16 protein-coding genes are annotated in these 15,992 nt (G+C 33.2%); all 16 read left to right on the top strand.

Annotation, left to right across the window (positions count from 1 at the left end; all coding sequences use genetic code 11):
- Positions 1–8: 8 nt before the first annotated feature.
- The 16 genes from I6U48_RS18800 to I6U48_RS18875 all read left to right on the top strand — a co-directional run bounded on the left by I6U48_RS18800 (position 9) and on the right by I6U48_RS18875 (position 15,928).
- On the top strand, positions 9–173 hold the full coding sequence (locus I6U48_RS18800) for an oxidoreductase dimerization domain-containing protein (protein ID WP_312891094.1): 165 nt from the start codon (positions 9–11) through the stop codon (positions 171–173).
- Between the two features lie 51 nt (positions 174–224).
- Complete coding sequence (locus I6U48_RS18805) at positions 225–995, top strand: ATP-binding protein (protein ID WP_218322013.1); 771 nt, start codon at positions 225–227, stop codon at positions 993–995.
- A gap of 19 nt (positions 996–1,014) precedes the next feature.
- Positions 1,015–1,941, top strand: a complete 927-nt coding sequence (gene acsD / locus I6U48_RS18810; protein WP_246615443.1) for an acetyl-CoA decarbonylase/synthase complex subunit delta — start codon at positions 1,015–1,017, stop codon at positions 1,939–1,941.
- Between the two features lie 56 nt (positions 1,942–1,997).
- Positions 1,998–3,344 carry an acetyl-CoA decarbonylase/synthase complex subunit gamma gene (acsC, locus tag I6U48_RS18815; RefSeq protein ID WP_218322014.1) on the top strand — a complete coding sequence of 449 codons (1,347 nt, stop codon included), beginning with the start codon at positions 1,998–2,000 and terminating at the stop codon, positions 3,342–3,344.
- Between the two features lie 133 nt (positions 3,345–3,477).
- A complete protein-coding gene (gene acsE / locus I6U48_RS18820; RefSeq protein WP_218322015.1) occupies positions 3,478–4,263 on the top strand; it encodes a carbon monoxide dehydrogenase/acetyl-CoA synthase methytransferase subunit in 786 nt (261 codons plus the stop codon).
- Between the two features lie 38 nt (positions 4,264–4,301).
- Positions 4,302–6,428 carry an acetyl-CoA decarbonylase/synthase complex subunit alpha/beta gene (gene acsB, locus I6U48_RS18825; protein ID WP_218322016.1) on the top strand — a complete coding sequence of 709 codons (2,127 nt, stop codon included), beginning with the start codon at positions 4,302–4,304 and terminating at the stop codon, positions 6,426–6,428.
- Positions 6,429–6,554: 126 nt separating this feature from the next.
- Positions 6,555–6,929: a glycine cleavage system protein GcvH gene (gene gcvH, locus I6U48_RS18830; protein ID WP_218322017.1), complete on the top strand. Its 375-nt coding sequence runs from the start codon at positions 6,555–6,557 to the stop codon at positions 6,927–6,929.
- A gap of 59 nt (positions 6,930–6,988) precedes the next feature.
- Positions 6,989–8,920 (top strand): corrinoid activation/regeneration protein AcsV, encoded by a 1,932-nt coding sequence (acsV, locus tag I6U48_RS18835; protein ID WP_218322018.1) that lies wholly within the window; start codon positions 6,989–6,991, stop codon positions 8,918–8,920.
- Positions 8,921–8,926: 6 nt separating this feature from the next.
- Entirely contained in the window at positions 8,927–9,121 is a 195-nt protein-coding gene (locus I6U48_RS18840; protein ID WP_218322019.1) for a CooT family nickel-binding protein, read from the top strand.
- Positions 9,122–9,147: 26 nt separating this feature from the next.
- A complete protein-coding gene (locus I6U48_RS18845; protein ID WP_246615444.1) occupies positions 9,148–9,606 on the top strand; it encodes a DUF8180 domain-containing protein in 459 nt (152 codons plus the stop codon).
- A 363-nt stretch (positions 9,607–9,969) separates the two neighbouring features.
- Complete coding sequence (locus tag I6U48_RS18850; protein WP_218322020.1) at positions 9,970–10,605, top strand: DUF3786 domain-containing protein; 636 nt, start codon at positions 9,970–9,972, stop codon at positions 10,603–10,605.
- A gap of 44 nt (positions 10,606–10,649) precedes the next feature.
- Positions 10,650–11,636: a lipoate--protein ligase gene (gene lplA / locus I6U48_RS18855; protein WP_218322021.1), complete on the top strand. Its 987-nt coding sequence runs from the start codon at positions 10,650–10,652 to the stop codon at positions 11,634–11,636.
- Between the two features lie 69 nt (positions 11,637–11,705).
- A complete protein-coding gene (locus tag I6U48_RS18860) occupies positions 11,706–12,563 on the top strand; it encodes a formate/nitrite transporter family protein (RefSeq protein ID WP_218322022.1) in 858 nt (285 codons plus the stop codon).
- 229 nt (positions 12,564–12,792) lie between these two features.
- Positions 12,793–14,229 carry an NAD(P)/FAD-dependent oxidoreductase gene (locus I6U48_RS18865; protein WP_218322023.1) on the top strand — a complete coding sequence of 479 codons (1,437 nt, stop codon included), beginning with the start codon at positions 12,793–12,795 and terminating at the stop codon, positions 14,227–14,229.
- A 44-nt stretch (positions 14,230–14,273) separates the two neighbouring features.
- Positions 14,274–15,533 carry an NAD(P)/FAD-dependent oxidoreductase gene (locus I6U48_RS18870; protein ID WP_218322024.1) on the top strand — a complete coding sequence of 420 codons (1,260 nt, stop codon included), beginning with the start codon at positions 14,274–14,276 and terminating at the stop codon, positions 15,531–15,533.
- A gap of 5 nt (positions 15,534–15,538) precedes the next feature.
- Positions 15,539–15,928 carry a DUF1667 domain-containing protein gene (locus I6U48_RS18875; protein ID WP_218322025.1) on the top strand — a complete coding sequence of 130 codons (390 nt, stop codon included), beginning with the start codon at positions 15,539–15,541 and terminating at the stop codon, positions 15,926–15,928.
- Positions 15,929–15,992: the final 64 nt, after the last annotated feature.

Here is a 15,992-nt window from a genome sequence, read left to right on the forward strand (position 1 = left end):
CTGCTATTATTGGTGAACGTGAAACAGATATGTTAGGAGAACTAACAGCTGCATGCGAACTTGGAATAACTGCAGAGCAGTTAGGTGAAGTTATTCATCCTCATCCAACTCTAGCAGAAGCAATGATGGAAGCACTACATGATGTACACAAACAATGTGTACACTCAATGTAATAACAGCATAGGGGTTTACCCCTATGCATAGCAGTAGAAGGAGGTTGTACTATGGGTTATAAAATAGCTGTAGCAGGTAAAGGAGGCACTGGCAAAACTACGTTAACTGGTCTTATGATAGATTACTTATTAAAAAAAGGTGAAGGATCTATTCTTGCAGTTGATGCAGATGCAAATGCCAATTTAAATGAAGTTTTAGGTGTTGAAATTGAAGATACTATAGGCGAAATAAGAGAGGACGTAAGTAAAAGATCACTTGATGATAGCTTCCCAGCAGGGATGATGAAAGCGGATTACTTAAAGTATAAGCTTAGTACTGCTGTAACAGAAGGCGATGGTTATGATATGATCGTAATGGGAAGATCTCAAGGAACTGGATGCTATTGCTATGTAAATGGGGTATTAAAGACACAAATAGATTTACTTTCCGGAAATTATAAATATTTAGTTATAGATAATGAGGCTGGAATGGAGCACTTAAGTAGAAAAGTAGTTGAAGATATAGATACTCTATTCTTAATAAGTGACTGTTCTAGAAGAGGAATTCAAGCAGTCGGAAGAATAAGACGACTAGTTGATGAGTTAAAACTAAAAGTAGGACAAATATTCCTCATAGTTAACAGAGCACCAGAAGGTAAGCTAAATGAGGGAACAATGGAAGAAATAAATAATCAAGGTTTAGAATTATTAGGAATTGTTCCTATGGACCCTATGGTGTATGAATATGATTCTAGTGGAAAGCCTTTAGTTCAATTACCAGAGGATTCACTATCTAAAAAAGCATTACATGATATTTTATCTAAAATACAATTTAATAAGTAGTTTAAGGAGGCATTAAATTATGTTCAAAAAATCTGTACAGAAATTTTCAGGTAAGATTTGTGAAGTAGAAATTGGAGCAGGAGAAAAGGCTATAAAGTTAGGTGGAGAAAATGTTCTTCCATTCTATGGCTTTGATGGCGAAGTAGGAAATACTGCTAAAGTAGGTATGGAAATTTCAGATGACTTAGCTGAATGGCCACAATTATTAAAAGACTTTTATAAAGATGTATGTGGTGATCCAGTTGCATGGGCAAAACATGTTGAAGAAAAGTATGCTCCAGACTTTATTTGTTTAAAGTTGGATAGTTCTGATCCAAATGGACAGGATAAACCAGTTGAAGAGTGTGCTAAAGTAGCAAAAGCTGTAGCAGAAGCTATAAAACTTCCATTAGTTATATCAGGAACAGGAACTCATGATAAAGATGCTAAATTACTTGAAAAAGTTGCAGCTGAATTAGACGGACATAACGTTCTTTTATTAGCAGCTGTAGAAGACAACTATAAAACAATAGCTGCTGCTGGAGCAATGGCTTATAGCCACAAAGTAGGAGCAGAATCTGCAGTTGATATAAACCTTGCAAAGCAAATGAACATATTAATTAATCAATTAGGTGTTGCTAATGACAAAATAATTGATAACGTTGGATGTGCAGCTGCTGGTTATGGTTATGAATATGTTGTATCAACTTTAGACAGAATAAGACTTGCAGCACTCGGACAAGATGATAAGACTTTACAAGTTCCTATAATTACACCAGTTTCATTCGAAACTTGGAAAGTAAAAGAGTCTATTGATGCAGATGCATGGGAAGATCAAGAAGGAAGAGGAATTGCTATGGAAGTTTCAACTGCTGCTGGTGTTTTAACAGGCGGTTCAAATGCAGTAATTTTACGTCATCCAAAGTCAGTAGAAACTATAAAGAAATTTATTAGTGAGTTAGCATAATAAAAAACATATAATTATAATTTTATACTGGATTGTTATATAAGGGAGGATTCAAAATGGCTTTAACAGGATTAGATATATTTAAATTAACACCAAAAAAGAATTGTAAAGATTGTGGTTTTCCAACTTGTCTAGCTTTTTCAATGAAGGTAGCAGGAGGCGGAGCTGAAATAGGAAAATGTCCACACATGGCTCCAGAAGCATTAGAAAAATTATCAGAAGCAACAGCACCAATAATGAAGACTATAACAATAGGTGCTGGAGATGCTGAAGTTAAATTAGGTGGAGAAACAGTATTATTCCGTCATGAAAAGACATTTGTAAATAAAAATAGATTTGCTGTAGCATTCTGTGATGCTATGGAAGACAGTGCTATAGATGAAAAAATTGCACATATTAAAGAAGTTAACTATATCAGAATCGGCGAAGAAATGAGAGCTGAGTTTGTTAAATTAAAATATAATGACAACAAAGATAAATATATTGCTTTAATCAATAAAATAAAAGCAAGCGGATTAAAAGTTGCTTATATCCTAGACTGTGAAGATGTTGATGTTATGAAGGAAGCTTTAGAATTAGTTAAAGCTGAAAAACCATTAGTATATGGAGCTAACAAAGACAACTTTGCTGCTATGGTTGAATTAGTTAAAGCTGATAACCTAGTATTAGGTGTAAAAGCTGAAAGCTTAGAAGCATTATATGCTTTAGTTGAAGAAATACACAAATTAGGATACAAGAACTTAGTTCTTCATCCAGTTGCAAATACAGTTAAAGAAGCTTTTGAAAACACAGTTCAAGTAAGAAGAATAAATATCCAAGGACAAGATAGAACTTTTGGATATCCTACAATGGTATTTGCAAACAAACTTGCAAATGGTGACAAATACATGGAAATTGCTCTATCAACATTATTTACAATGAAATATGGTGCAATCATCGTTTTAGATGATATGGACTTTGTTAGAGCTTTACCATTATTCGGATTAAGACAAAACATATTCACAGATCCTCAAAAACCAATGAGAGTAGAACCAGGTCTATATAAATTAAATGGTGCAGATGAAAGTGCTCCAATAATATGTACAGTTGACTTTGCATTAACTTACTTCATAGTATCAGGTGAAGTTGAGAGATCTAAAGTTCCAGTACAAATGTTAATTCCAGATGCAGGTGGATACTCAGTTCTTACTTCATGGGCTGCTGGTAAATTTACAGCATCAAGTATTGCTGCATTCATAAAAGAAAATGGCATAGAAGAAAAAGTTAAGACTAGAAAACTTATACTTCCAGGAAAAGTTGCTGTATTAAAAGGTGACTTAGAGGAAAACTTACCAGGATGGGAAATCATAGTTGGAACTACAGAAGCTATGTTTATTCCTAAGTTCTTAAAAGAGTTAGGTTAAGAATAATACGTGAACATAATTTAAGGATAATTTGAGAATCGAGTTTCGTCTCGATTCTCAATTATAAATATAGAATTTAATAATAAATACCGTTTTTAATTAAATATAAAAATTAGTAGGAGGGCATTTATTTATGGAGAAGTTTTTAGTTATAGGTGAAAGAATTCACTGTATATCACCAGCTGTTAGAAAGGCTATAGAAGAAAGAAACCCTGCAGAGATTATAAAGAGAGCAAAAGAGCAATTAGATGCAGGCGCTCACTATATAGATTTTAACATAGGACCTGCTGAAAAAGGCGGAGAAGACTTAATGCAATGGGGAGTTCAATTACTTCAAAAAGAATTCGACAACGTTCCAATAGCATTAGATACAACTAACTCTAAAGCAATCGAAGCTGGACTTAAAGTTTACAACAGATCAAAAGGAAAGCCAATCGTAAACTCAGCTGATGCTGGCGAAAGAATTACTAATATAGATTTAGCTGCAGAATATGATGCTATGTGTATAGCACTATGTGCAAAAGAAGGTATTACAAAAGATAATGATGAAAGAATAGCATATTGTACAGAAATGCTTGAAAGAGCTATGGGTCTTGGAATGGAACCAACTGACTTATTATTTGATCCATTATTCCTAGTTATAAAAGGAATGCAAGACAAACAAAAAGAAGTTTTACAAGGTATCAGAATGATAAGTGAAATGGGACTTAAGACTACTTGTGGTTTAAGTAACGTATCAAATGGAGCACCAAAACAAATAAGACCAATAATGGATGCTACTTTTGCTGCTATGGCAATTGAATGCGGACTTACTTCTGCAATCGTAAATCCTTGTGATTTAAGATTAATGGAAACTATTAAAACTTGTGACGTTGTAAACGGAGCAGTTTTATATGCTGATTCTTATTTAGACTTATAATTTTAACATATAATTTAAATTTAGGGAGGGGCTAAAAAATGAATTTATTTCAAACTATATTCACTGGTTCAAAGCAAGCCTTAGCAGCTGCAGAGGGTATTGTAAAACAAGCCGTTGATGAAAAGGGAAGAGATTGTAAAGTTGCATTCCCTGACACAGCATATTCATTACCAACATTCTATGCTGCTACAGGTAAGAAAGTTACTACTGTAGCTGAATTAGAAGCAGCTTTAGATGTTGTTAGAAGCTTAATTGTTGAGGAAGAAATGCTTGACAAAGCATTAAATGCAGGACTTGCTACAGCTGTTGCAGCAGAATTAGTTGAAGCAGCTAAATATGTGCTTTCAGACGCACCATATGCTGCACCATGTGCAGGCTTCATATCAGACCCTATAATCCGTTCATTAGGAGTACCACTAGTTACTGGTGATATCCCAGGTGTTGCGGTTGTTCTTGGAGAATGTCCAGATGCTGAAACTGCAGCAAAAGTTATAAAAGATTACCAATCAAAAGGATTATTAACATTCTTAGTTGGTAAAGTCATAGATCAAGCTGTAGAAGCTAATGTTAAAATGGGTCTTGAACTAAGAGTTATTCCACTAGGATATGATGTTACTTCAGTAATCCATGTTGTAACTGTTGCTATAAGAGCAGCTCTAATATTTGGAGCAATTAAACCAGGAAATTTAGCAGATTTGTTACAATATACTTCAGAGAGGGTTCCAGCATTTGTAAATGCTTTTGGACCATTAAGCGAACTTGTAGTTTCAGCAGGTGCAGGTGCTATAGCACTTGGATTCCCTGTAGTAACTGATCAAACAGTAACAGAAGTTCCAACATTATTATTAACTCAAAAAGATTATGATAAAGTTGTTAAAACTTCTCTTGAAGCTAGAAAAATAAAAATAAAAATCACTGAAATTCCAATACCAGTTGCATTTGCAGCAGCATTCGAAGGTGAAAGAATAAGAAAGAATGACATGTATGCAGAATTTGGTGGTAATAAGACAGAAGCTTGGGAATTAGTTATGAGTGCTGAACCAGGTGAAGTTGAAGATCACAAGATAGAAATCATAGGACCAGATGTTGATACTCTAACAAACATTCCAGGATTATTACCTCTTGGAATGCTTATAAAAGTATCTGGTGCTAACATGCAAAAAGACTTCGAGCCAGTTCTAGAAAGAAGACTTCACTATTTCTTGAACTACATTGAAGGTGTAATGCACGTTGGACAAAGAAACATGACTTGGTTAAGAATAGGTAAAGAAGCTTATGAAAAAGGCTTCAGATTAAAACATTTTGGTGAAGTTGTATATGCTAAAATGTTAGATGAATTCGGTTCAGTTGTAGATAAATGTGAAGTTACATTAATAACTGATCCAGCAAAATGTGCAGAGTTAAAAGAAAGTCTTGCTATGCCAAGATTTGCTGAAAGAGATGAAAGACTTAGCTCACTAGTAGACGAAAAGGTTGATACATTCTATACATGTAACCTTTGTCAATCATTCGCTCCAGCACATATTTGTATAGTAACTCCAGAAAGACTTGGACTTTGCGGTGCAGTTTCATGGTTAGATGCTAAAGCAACACTTGAATTAAACCCAACAGGACCATGTCAACCAGTACCAAAGGAAGGTTTAATAGATGAAACTTATGGTATCTGGGAAAAAGTAAATGAAACTGTTTCAAAGGGATCACAAGGTGCTGTAAATGAAGTTACATTATACAGTATATTAAATAGCCCAATGACTTCTTGTGGATGTTTCGAATGTATAACTGGTATAATGCCAGAAGCTAATGGTGTTGTAATAGTTAACAGAGAATATGGTGCTGCAACTCCACTTGGAATGACATTTGGAGAACTTGCATCCATGACAGGTGGTGGAGTACAAACTCCAGGATTCATGGGACATGGTAGACCATTTATTCCATCTAAGAAATTTATGAAGGCTGAAGGCGGAATTGAAAGAATAGTTTGGATGCCAAAAGAATTAAAAGACTTTGTTGGTGAAAAACTAAATGCAACAGCTAAAGAATTATACGGAATAGACAACTTCACAGATATGATTTGTGATGAAACTATAGCAGTAGATTCTGATGCAGTTGTAGCATTCTTAACAGAAAAAGGTCATCCAGCATTAAATATGGATCCAATAATGTAATTAATAATTACTAGGTTTTCTTAGTAATTAAGTTGAAGGTTTTTCTCCTACATTAAAAATGTAATTTTTAATGTAGAGGGAAAGCCTACCTTCATTATGAATTTTAAAAAAGAAGGAGTGTTAATAATGAATTTTCCAAGTGAATTATACTATAGTAATGAACATGCATGGGTTAAAGTAGACGGAGACGAAGCTTATGTAGGAGTAACTGATTTTGCACAAGAACAGCTTGGTGAAATATTATTTGTAGAGATGCCAGAAGTTGAGGACCAAGTAGAAGCAGGAAAAGCTTTAGGAGTAGTTGAGTCTTCTAAAAAAGCATCAGATTTTATAGCTCCTATATCTGGAGAAGTTTTAGAAGTTAACGAAAAGTTAGATGATGAGCCAGAATATATAAATGAAAATCCATATGATGGTTGGATTGCAAAAATAAAAATGTCAGATAAAGGTGAACTTGACAATTTATTAAAAGCATCTGCATATGAAGCAGGCTTAAAGTAAGAAAAAAACTTCTCGGTATAAAACCGAGAACGTTTTTTTTAAGGAGGTATTTACAATTTATGCTAAAGGTTAAATTTGTTCCACAAAATAAAGAAATAGAAGTAGCAATTGGAGAAAATTTAATAGAGGTTGCTAGAAAAGCCGAAATTTTTATAGATGCCCCATGTAATGGTAATGGTGTTTGTGGGAAATGTAAGGTAAAGGTTTTACAAGGAAAATTAGATGCTGAAAAAACAAGGCATATAAAAGATGAAGAATGGAATGAAGGTTATGTTTTAGCTTGTAACGCAAAAGTAATAGAAGATGTAGTTATTGAGATTCCTTCTAATGCATCAGCGGCTATGCATGGTATGAAAATAGAAGATTTATCCGGAGAAAGAGAAAATAAGATATTTGAGAATGCAAAGAAGCAGGTATTAGAGAATGGAATGGAGTTTAAAACTTATGTAAAAAAAGATTGTATAAAACTAGATCCTCCTACAATAGATGATAATATATCTGATTTTGAGAGAATAAAAAGACATTTAAGAAATAATTTGGGATATGATAGTGTATTTTGTAGGCTTCCGTTGCTAAGAAAAATACCGCCGCTTTTTAGGGAAGCTAACTTTGAAGTTACTATAACACATATACCAAGAGGTCATAAAAAGACTACCATAATTAATATGGAAAAAGGTAATACTACAAATAGACTTTATGGAATAGCACTAGATATAGGAACTACATCTGTTGCAGCTTGTTTAGTTGATTTATATGAAGGTAGGCTTATAGCAAAAGCGTCTTCAGGTAATGCACAAATAAAATATGGAGCAGATGTTATAAATAGAATAATATATTCTACGAAAAGAAATGGGCTTGCAGAGTTAAATCATGCAATAATTGAAGAAACAATAAATCCACTTTTAGAAAAAATGTATAACGATACTGGTATATCAAGGGATGAGGTTGTATCCTTTGTAACAGCAGGAAATACAACTATGTCTCATTTATTTTTAGGAGTTTATCCTGATTATTTGAGAATGGAACCATACATACCAGCATTTGTAAAGCCACCATTTATAAAAGCATCAGAGCTAGGAATTAATGTTAACCCAGAAACATTTGTATATTTGGTTCCTTCTGTTGCAAGTTACGTTGGTGGAGATATCACTGCAGGAGTGTTATCATCAGGCATATGGGCTAGTGATGAAATGATATTGTTCATTGATTTAGGAACAAATGGTGAAATTGTATTTGGGAATAAGGAATATTTAATGACCTGTGCTTGTTCGGCAGGACCAGCCTTTGAGGGTGGAGAAATTAGCAGTGGGATGAGAGCAGCAGGAGGAGCTATTGAAGGAGTTAAAATCAATCGCAAAACTTATGAACCAGAAATTGAAGTAATTGGCAATCAAGATCCAGTAGGAATTTGTGGATCAGGGATAATTGACTTAATATGTGAGCTGATGCTTGCAGGTATAATTGATAGAAGAGGAAAACTTATTCGAGATTTAAATACATCAAGAATAAGATTTGATGAACATGGAATTGGGGAATACGTAGTTGTATTCAAAGAGCAATATAAATTAGAAAAAGACGTAACCATAACGGAAGTTGATATAGATAATTTTATTAGAGCAAAAGGGGCTATTTATTCTGGAATCACGACACTTTTAAATAGTCTTGGAATGGACTTTACCATGATTGACAAGATTTACATTGCAGGAGGAATAGGTAACAGTCTAGATATTGGAAACTCTATAAAGATAGGTATGCTTCCAGATGTAGACGAAAGTAAAATCTCTTATGTGGGAAATAGTTCATTAATGGGATGTTACTTAACTCTAATGAGTGAAGATGCTAGGCGTAAATTAGAAGAAGTATCAAATAATATGACATATGTTGAACTTAGTGTAGAACCAGGGTATATGGATGAGTTTGTATCTTCATGCTTTTTGCCGCATACTGATATTGAAAAGTTTCCTAGTGTTGAAAAATTATTAAGGAGGTAGTTAAAAATGTGTGAATCAACAGCATATTTAATTACAGCAGAAGGTGAAAGAAAATTGATGGACTATGTTATAGACATAGTACCAAAAGAAAATGGAAGATTATTGTTAACAGACCTTTTAGGAGAAGAAAAATTAATTGAAGGTATGCTTAAAGAAATAAGACTTCTTGATCATAAAATAATAATAGAAAATATTAAATAACATTATTTATTATGGAGGGATTTTTTATGGATAATAATCATTTACATGAGCATGAAAATTGTTGCTGTGGTGAACATGACCACAGCAATACACATAAACATGACCACGAACATGTGCACGAGCATAATCACAGCCATGATGGAGAAGAGCATGAACATGAGCACTCTCATTATCATAATCATGAACATAGTCATGATCACAGTGGAAGTCACGAACATCATTATGATGACCACCATGACCATCATGACCATGAACATGGATGTGAAGTGGCAGCAGGCGAAAATTTAACAAAAGAAGAAAAAACTTTGAAAATATTGCTGCATCACTGGGTTGATCATAATAAATCTCATGAAGAAAGCTTTAAAGAATGGGTTGAAAAATCAAAATTGATGAATAAAATAGAAGTCTCAACTCACATACAAAAAGCAATTGAATTTATGGAAAAAGCAGACGAAATGTTGTTAGAAGCGCAAAAACATATTTAGTGTATGGTTTTAAACTTTAATTTGTAATCTAAGAAAAATGCGAAGCATTTTTTAGAGGACAGAGGACAATGGACAGAGGACAGTGAAGGAGGATTTTTCTCCGTTACACTACGAAAAATCTTTAATTTTACTTTCGGTAAATAAGATTTAATTAAGCTGTGCTTAATTAAACCGATGATGTTTCGCTTTGGAGAAACGAATCCACAAGAAATAAATTAGTTTTCTGACGTAAGGAAGAAAACTTACCTTCACTGTCCTCTGTCCTCTGTCAATTGTCCTCTCATAAAAATTTTGTGTCGCAAAATTTTTAAACTATGAACCAAATTTCATTATATAAGGAAGTTGAGAGGATGAAAAGTATTTATGGATAGGGTTGCAATAGAAGAAAAAAGAAAAGATAAGATACCATATGATTATAATAAAAGCATATTTAAAAACTTTAATCCTGAAGTCATGGAAAAGAATACCGGAACTATATATGATAGAGAAAGTGGACAATTTGTAGTTAGACTAATGGGTGAGAATGTAATAGTAAAATATCCATCAGGTGAAGTGTTTAAGGAAGATGGAACACAAATAGAAAAATATCCACCAAAAGCTTTAATCTTAAGATACTTAATGAATGCAAAAGGGGTTGCCCCATTAGGTAAGAATATAACATATAGAGACGTTGACGGTGGAAATATGTATTACAATAATTTCTATGGAAGATGTCTTTTAAGATTAGCCAAAACTTTTGGAAAAAATATTGAAGGTTTTAAAAATTCTCTAGAAAAGCTTGGAGCAGAAAAAGTGGACATGGGGGATATAGCCTATAAATTTGAATTCCTGAATAATATATATGTAACCTTTGCATTATGGGAGGGTGATGATGAATTTCCGCCTTCATCACAAATACTATTTGATGGTAATGCACCTTTCTATTTTTCGGCAGAGGATCTGGCAGTAGTTGGAGATGTTTCTATTGGAACTATAACAAATTTAGCTTATTCGAGATAGTTTAATATTTAACAATCAAATTTGTGTTAACCGGAGGAAACTTGATGAAATATATTTTAAGTAATTCATTTAATCCATATTTTAATTTAGCATTAGAGGAGTATATATTTAAGACTGTGGGGGCCTTAGAAGACTTTATTATTTTATGGCAGAATGATAATACAATTGTTATAGGAAGGCACCAAAATACTATAGAGGAAATTAATTCTGACTTTGTTAAAAAAAATAAAATAAATGTAGTAAGAAGAATAACTGGTGGTGGCGCTGTCTACCACGATTTAGGTAACTTAAATTTTTCATTTATAACAGGATATGATAAGAATAATATGATTGACTATAAGAAATATACGATACCAGTTATAAATGCGTTAAAGAAACTCGGAGTAAATGCTCAGTTAAGTGGCAGAAATGATCTTACAATTGATGGAAAGAAATTTTCTGGGAATGCTCAAAGCATGCATAAAGGAAGAATACTCCACCATGGAACTTTGCTATTTGACTCTAACTTAGATATTCTAGGAAAAGTACTTAATGTATCATTAGATAAAATTCAATCTAAGGGCATTAAATCTGTAAGAAGTAGAGTAACCAACATTAAAGATTATTTAGAAAAGGGCACAAGTATTAATGAATTCAAAGAATTACTTCTAAAGAATTTATTTGAAAACAACGACTTAGAGGAATATTGTTTATCTGAAGATGATGCAAATAGTATAAACAAACTAAAAGAAAGCAAATATGATACATGGGAATGGAATTATGGTAAGTCTCCAAAGTTTAATTTTAAGAATTCAAAAAGATTTACCAATGGTAAATTAGAGATACTTCTTAATGTAAATGATGGATACATTACTGAGTGCAAGATTTATGGGGATTTCTTAGCATTATGTGGTGTAGATGAATTGGAGAAAAGTATTGTAGGAAACAAATATGAAAAAGGTGATATTGAAACTTTATTGAAAAATATTAATTTAACACAATACTTCGGTAATATCGCTTTAGATGAAATATTGCAATGCTTTTTTGTATAACTGACTTTGGAATTTTAAACATAATTATTTTAATAACTATAAATTAATCAAAAGGAAGGGGATTATATCATGGAAAGTCATATGTTAAAACCAAATGAATTGTGTGACGTATCTATAGGAGGCGGTTGCGGTAAGGCAAAGTTAACTATAATGCAGCAATTTATATTAGGGTTATTGGCAGGTGCATTTATAGCAGTAGGGGGAGCTGTTTCGGCAGTTGTTTCACATGGAATAGCCGATGCTGGTGTAGCAAAATTTGTAGGTGCTGCAGTGTTCCCTGTAGGACTTATGCTAGTAATAATATGTGGAGCAGAATTATTCACAGGAAATTGTTTAATGGTTGTACCACTCGTAGATAAAAAGATAACTGTAATAGATATGATAAAGAACTGGGTAGTAGTTTATATAGCCAACTTTCTTGGTTCTATACTTATAGCATTTTTAGTTTTTCAAGCAGGAGTATTCAATATGAGTGCTGGAAAACTTGGGGGAGTTGTAATAAAAGTAGCTTCAACTAAAGGAGGTCTATCCTTTGGAACAGCCTTTGCAAGTGCTATAATGTGTAATTTCTTGGTTTGTCTTGCAGTTTGGGGCGCTGCAGCTGCTAAGGATGTTATTAGCAAAATATTCATAATATGGTTTCCAATAATGGCTTTTGTAGCCTGTGGATTTGAACACTGTGTTGCCAATATGTACTTTTTAACAGCAGGAATTTTTGCTAAAACTAATCCAGTATATTTGAAAGCATCTGGATTAGCACCAAATAAAGTAATAAATGGATCTGGAATAATAAATAACTTAATTCCTGTTACTCTTGGCAATATAGTTGGTGGAGTTGTTATGGTAGGTCTAGCATATTATGTTGTTTATAAATATATTCCTGCTCAAAAGAACAAAGCAGCTTCAGAAGAAAAAGCTTCAGTATAATAAAGTCTAGATATATCGAATAAAATATTGGATTAATTTGCTCCTCAGGTTTATTTCACAAAATTTGAATATATTTAAAAGTTGAATACTTAGAACATTTGTGCTAATATTAATTTAGAAGTTTAAAATTAAGTATTATGGCGGAGTTTTAAGAGAGCCAAATTTTGAGGTATGTTGTACCTTAAATTTGTGCTCTCTTTTTGTTTTATATTTAAGGAGGTAGAATTCTATGTTTGATGTAACAATTGTAGGAGCTGGAGTAATTGGGTGTTCAATAGCTAGAGAACTTTCAAGGTATAAATTAAAGGTATGTGTTATTGATAAAGATTCAGATGTAGCAAATGGAACAACTAAAGCGAATAGTGCAATAGTTCATGCTGGCTTTGATGCCAAACCGGCTACTTTAAAAGGGAAATTAAATGCTAAAGGAAACGCCATGTTTGATAAATTAGCAGAAGAACTAGATTTCCCATTTAAAAGGATCGGATCTTTAGTATTATGCTTTGACAAGGATGATTTAGGCAAACTTAATGACTTAAAAGAACAAGGCGATAAAAATGGTGTTCCAGGTCTAGAAATAATAGAAGGCGATAAACTAAGAGAAAAGGAGCCAAATATATCAGATGAAGTAGTTGCAGCAATGCATGCTCCAACCGGTGGAATTGTTTGTCCTTATGAAATGACTATAGCTTTAGCTGAAAATGCATTTACAAATGGAGTGGATTTTAAATTTGAAACTAAATTAGAGACTATAAATAAAGTAGATAACATGTATGTATTGAAAACTAATAAAGGTAATATTGAAACAAATATAGTGATAAATGCTGCAGGGGTATTTGCGGATGAAATAAATAATATGGTAAGTAATAATAAGTTAACTATAGTTCCAAGAAAAGGAGAATATTGCTTATTTGATAAATCAGTAGGGAATATGATATCAAAAACTGTGTTCCAACTTCCAACTAAGATGGGAAAAGGAATACTAGTAACCCCAACAGTGGATGGAAATTTGTTAGTAGGCCCTAACGCAGTAGATATAGAAGATAAAAATGATTTAGATACATCAGCAGAAGGACTTAATGATGTATTAAATAAGGCAGGCTTAAGTATTAAACAAGTTCCAACAAGACAAGTTATAACTTCATTCTCAGGATTGAGAGCCCACAGCGTGGAAAATGATTTTAGAATTGGAGAAGCGAAGGATGCTGAGAACTTTATAAATGCAGCAGGTATTGAATCACCTGGATTATCAAGTGCACCTGCAATAGCTGAAATGGTTGTGAATATTATAGTAGAAAAACTAAGTCCAAGTAAAAATGAAGGATTTAACCCTATAAGAAAAGGAATCCCTAAATTTAGAGAGATGAATAATGAAGAGAGAAATAAGCTTATACAGCAGGATTCAAGATATGGTAAGATAATATGTAGATGTGAAACTGTTACTGAAGGGGAAATTATAAATGCAATAAAAAGACCTTTAGGAGCAAGAACTCTCGATGGCGTTAAAAGAAGAACTAGATCCGGGATGGGAAGATGTCAATCAGGATTTTGTGCACCTAGAATAGTTGAAATTTTATCTAGAGAACTTAATATACTTCCAACAGAAGTAACTAAGTTTGGGGGTAAGTCTCAATTACTAGTAGGCAAAGATAAAGAAACAATTTAGATGAATAAAATTATGAAATTAATATTACTTGGAGGTTTATTAATATGCAAGAGTATGACATAGTAATAATTGGTGGAGGACCAGCTGGACTTGCAGCAGCAATTTCAGCTAGAGAAGAAGGCATAGATAATATATTAATACTTGAAAGGGAAAGTCAATTAGGCGGAATATTAAATCAATGTATTCATAATGGTTTTGGACTTCATACTTTCAAGGAAGAATTAACAGGGCCAGAGTATGCACAAAGATTCATTGATAAGGTAGAAGAAATGAAAATACCATATAAATTGAATACTATGGTATTGGACTTAAACGAAGATAAAGTTATTACAGTAGTTAACGAGGAAGATGGAATACTTGAACTAAAAGCTAAGGCAGTTGTACTTGCAATGGGATGTAGAGAAAGACCAAGAGGAGCTATAAACATTCCAGGAAGCAGATGTGCAGGAATATACACAGCAGGTGCTGCTCAAAAGTTCGTAAATGTGGAAGGATACATGCCAGGCAAGGAAGTTGTTATATTAGGTTCAGGAGATATAGGACTAATAATGGCAAGAAGAATGACACTTGAGGGAGCAAAGGTTAAGGCTGTAGTTGAGCTTATGCCATATTCAGGTGGTCTTAAGAGAAACATTGTTCAATGCTTGGATGACTTTGGTATACCTTTAAAATTAAGTTATACTGTTACAGATATAAAGGGTAAAGAGAGAGTTGAAGGAGTAACTATTGCAGCAGTAGATGAAAAGAGACAGGTGATAAAAGGCACAGAAGAATTTATACCTTGTGACACACTTCTTTTATCTGTAGGGCTTCTTCCAGAAAATGAACTATCAAGAAACGCTAATATTAAATTATCAAATATAACTGGCGGACCAGAAGTTGATGATAGATTAGAAACAAATGAAGATGGAATCTTTGCTTGTGGTAATGTTCTACATGTTCATGATTTAGTCGATAATGTTACAGTAGAAAGCTACAATGCAGGTAGAAATGCAGCAGATTATGTAAAAGGCAAGAGATTTGATGGTAAAAAGATAGAATTAATACCAACAGATGGCGTTAGATATACTGTACCTAAGCAAGTAAATCCTAAAAATATAGAGAAGAGCTTAGAGGTAAGATTTAGAGTTGGAGATGTATTTAGAGATAGCTATATTTCGGTTTATTTTGATGATGTAAGAGAAATGCATATAAAGAAAAGAATACTTACACCAGGAGAAATGGAAACAGTTAAACTTTCCAAAGAAATAATGAATAAATATCCTGAGTGCAAAAAAATTACTATTAAGGTAGAGAAGGAGTAGTAGATATGCTTATGAGAGAGTTAACATGTATAGGATGTCCTATAGGTTGCCAGCTTCAAGTTAAATTAGAAGGAAAAGAAGTAACTGAAGTTACAGGCTTTACTTGTAAAAGAGGAGAAGAATACGCTAAAAAGGAATGTACTAATCCTACAAGAATAGTGACTTCTTCAGTATATGTAGAGGGTGGAGAAATAGGAGTAGTTCCTGTAAAAACAGAAGCAGATATACCAAAGGAAAAAATATTTGATTGCATAAAGGCTTTGAAGGGAATAGTAGTGAAAGCTCCTGTAAATATTGGAGATATAATAATTAAAAATGTATTGGACACAGGTGTTAACATTATTGCAACTAGAAAAGTGAAGGAAGTATCAAAAAAATCCCATAAAATTGCCTAATATAAAAAGGGACTGTTGTACTATAGGGTTGCACGGCCGACACTTAACTTACACTCCGGCATAT

It is taken from the genome of Clostridium thailandense (assembly GCF_019207025.1).
Taxonomy (GTDB): domain Bacteria; phylum Bacillota; class Clostridia; order Clostridiales; family Clostridiaceae; genus Clostridium_AM; species Clostridium_AM thailandense.

Bases quoted from the DNA above. Each gene is read 5' to 3' on its own strand.
- I6U48_RS18805 (WP_218322013.1), top strand. From the start codon at position 225: ATGGGTTATAAAATAGCTGTAGCAGGTAAAGGAGGCACTGGCAAAACT.
- acsD (WP_246615443.1), top strand. From the start codon at position 1,015: ATGTTCAAAAAATCTGTACAGAAATTTTCAGGTAAGATTTGTGAAGTA.
- acsC (WP_218322014.1), top strand. From the start codon at position 1,998: ATGGCTTTAACAGGATTAGATATATTTAAATTAACACCAAAAAAGAAT.
- acsE (WP_218322015.1), top strand. From the start codon at position 3,478: ATGGAGAAGTTTTTAGTTATAGGTGAAAGAATTCACTGTATATCACCA.
- acsB (WP_218322016.1), top strand. From the start codon at position 4,302: ATGAATTTATTTCAAACTATATTCACTGGTTCAAAGCAAGCCTTAGCA.
- gcvH (WP_218322017.1), top strand. From the start codon at position 6,555: ATGAATTTTCCAAGTGAATTATACTATAGTAATGAACATGCATGGGTT.
- acsV (WP_218322018.1), top strand. From the start codon at position 6,989: ATGCTAAAGGTTAAATTTGTTCCACAAAATAAAGAAATAGAAGTAGCA.
- I6U48_RS18840 (WP_218322019.1), top strand. From the start codon at position 8,927: ATGTGTGAATCAACAGCATATTTAATTACAGCAGAAGGTGAAAGAAAA.
- I6U48_RS18845 (WP_246615444.1), top strand. From the start codon at position 9,148: ATGGATAATAATCATTTACATGAGCATGAAAATTGTTGCTGTGGTGAA.
- I6U48_RS18850 (WP_218322020.1), top strand. From the start codon at position 9,970: ATGGATAGGGTTGCAATAGAAGAAAAAAGAAAAGATAAGATACCATAT.
- lplA (WP_218322021.1), top strand. From the start codon at position 10,650: ATGAAATATATTTTAAGTAATTCATTTAATCCATATTTTAATTTAGCA.
- I6U48_RS18860 (WP_218322022.1), top strand. From the start codon at position 11,706: ATGGAAAGTCATATGTTAAAACCAAATGAATTGTGTGACGTATCTATA.
- I6U48_RS18865 (WP_218322023.1), top strand. From the start codon at position 12,793: ATGTTTGATGTAACAATTGTAGGAGCTGGAGTAATTGGGTGTTCAATA.
- I6U48_RS18870 (WP_218322024.1), top strand. From the start codon at position 14,274: ATGCAAGAGTATGACATAGTAATAATTGGTGGAGGACCAGCTGGACTT.
- I6U48_RS18875 (WP_218322025.1), top strand. From the start codon at position 15,539: ATGCTTATGAGAGAGTTAACATGTATAGGATGTCCTATAGGTTGCCAG.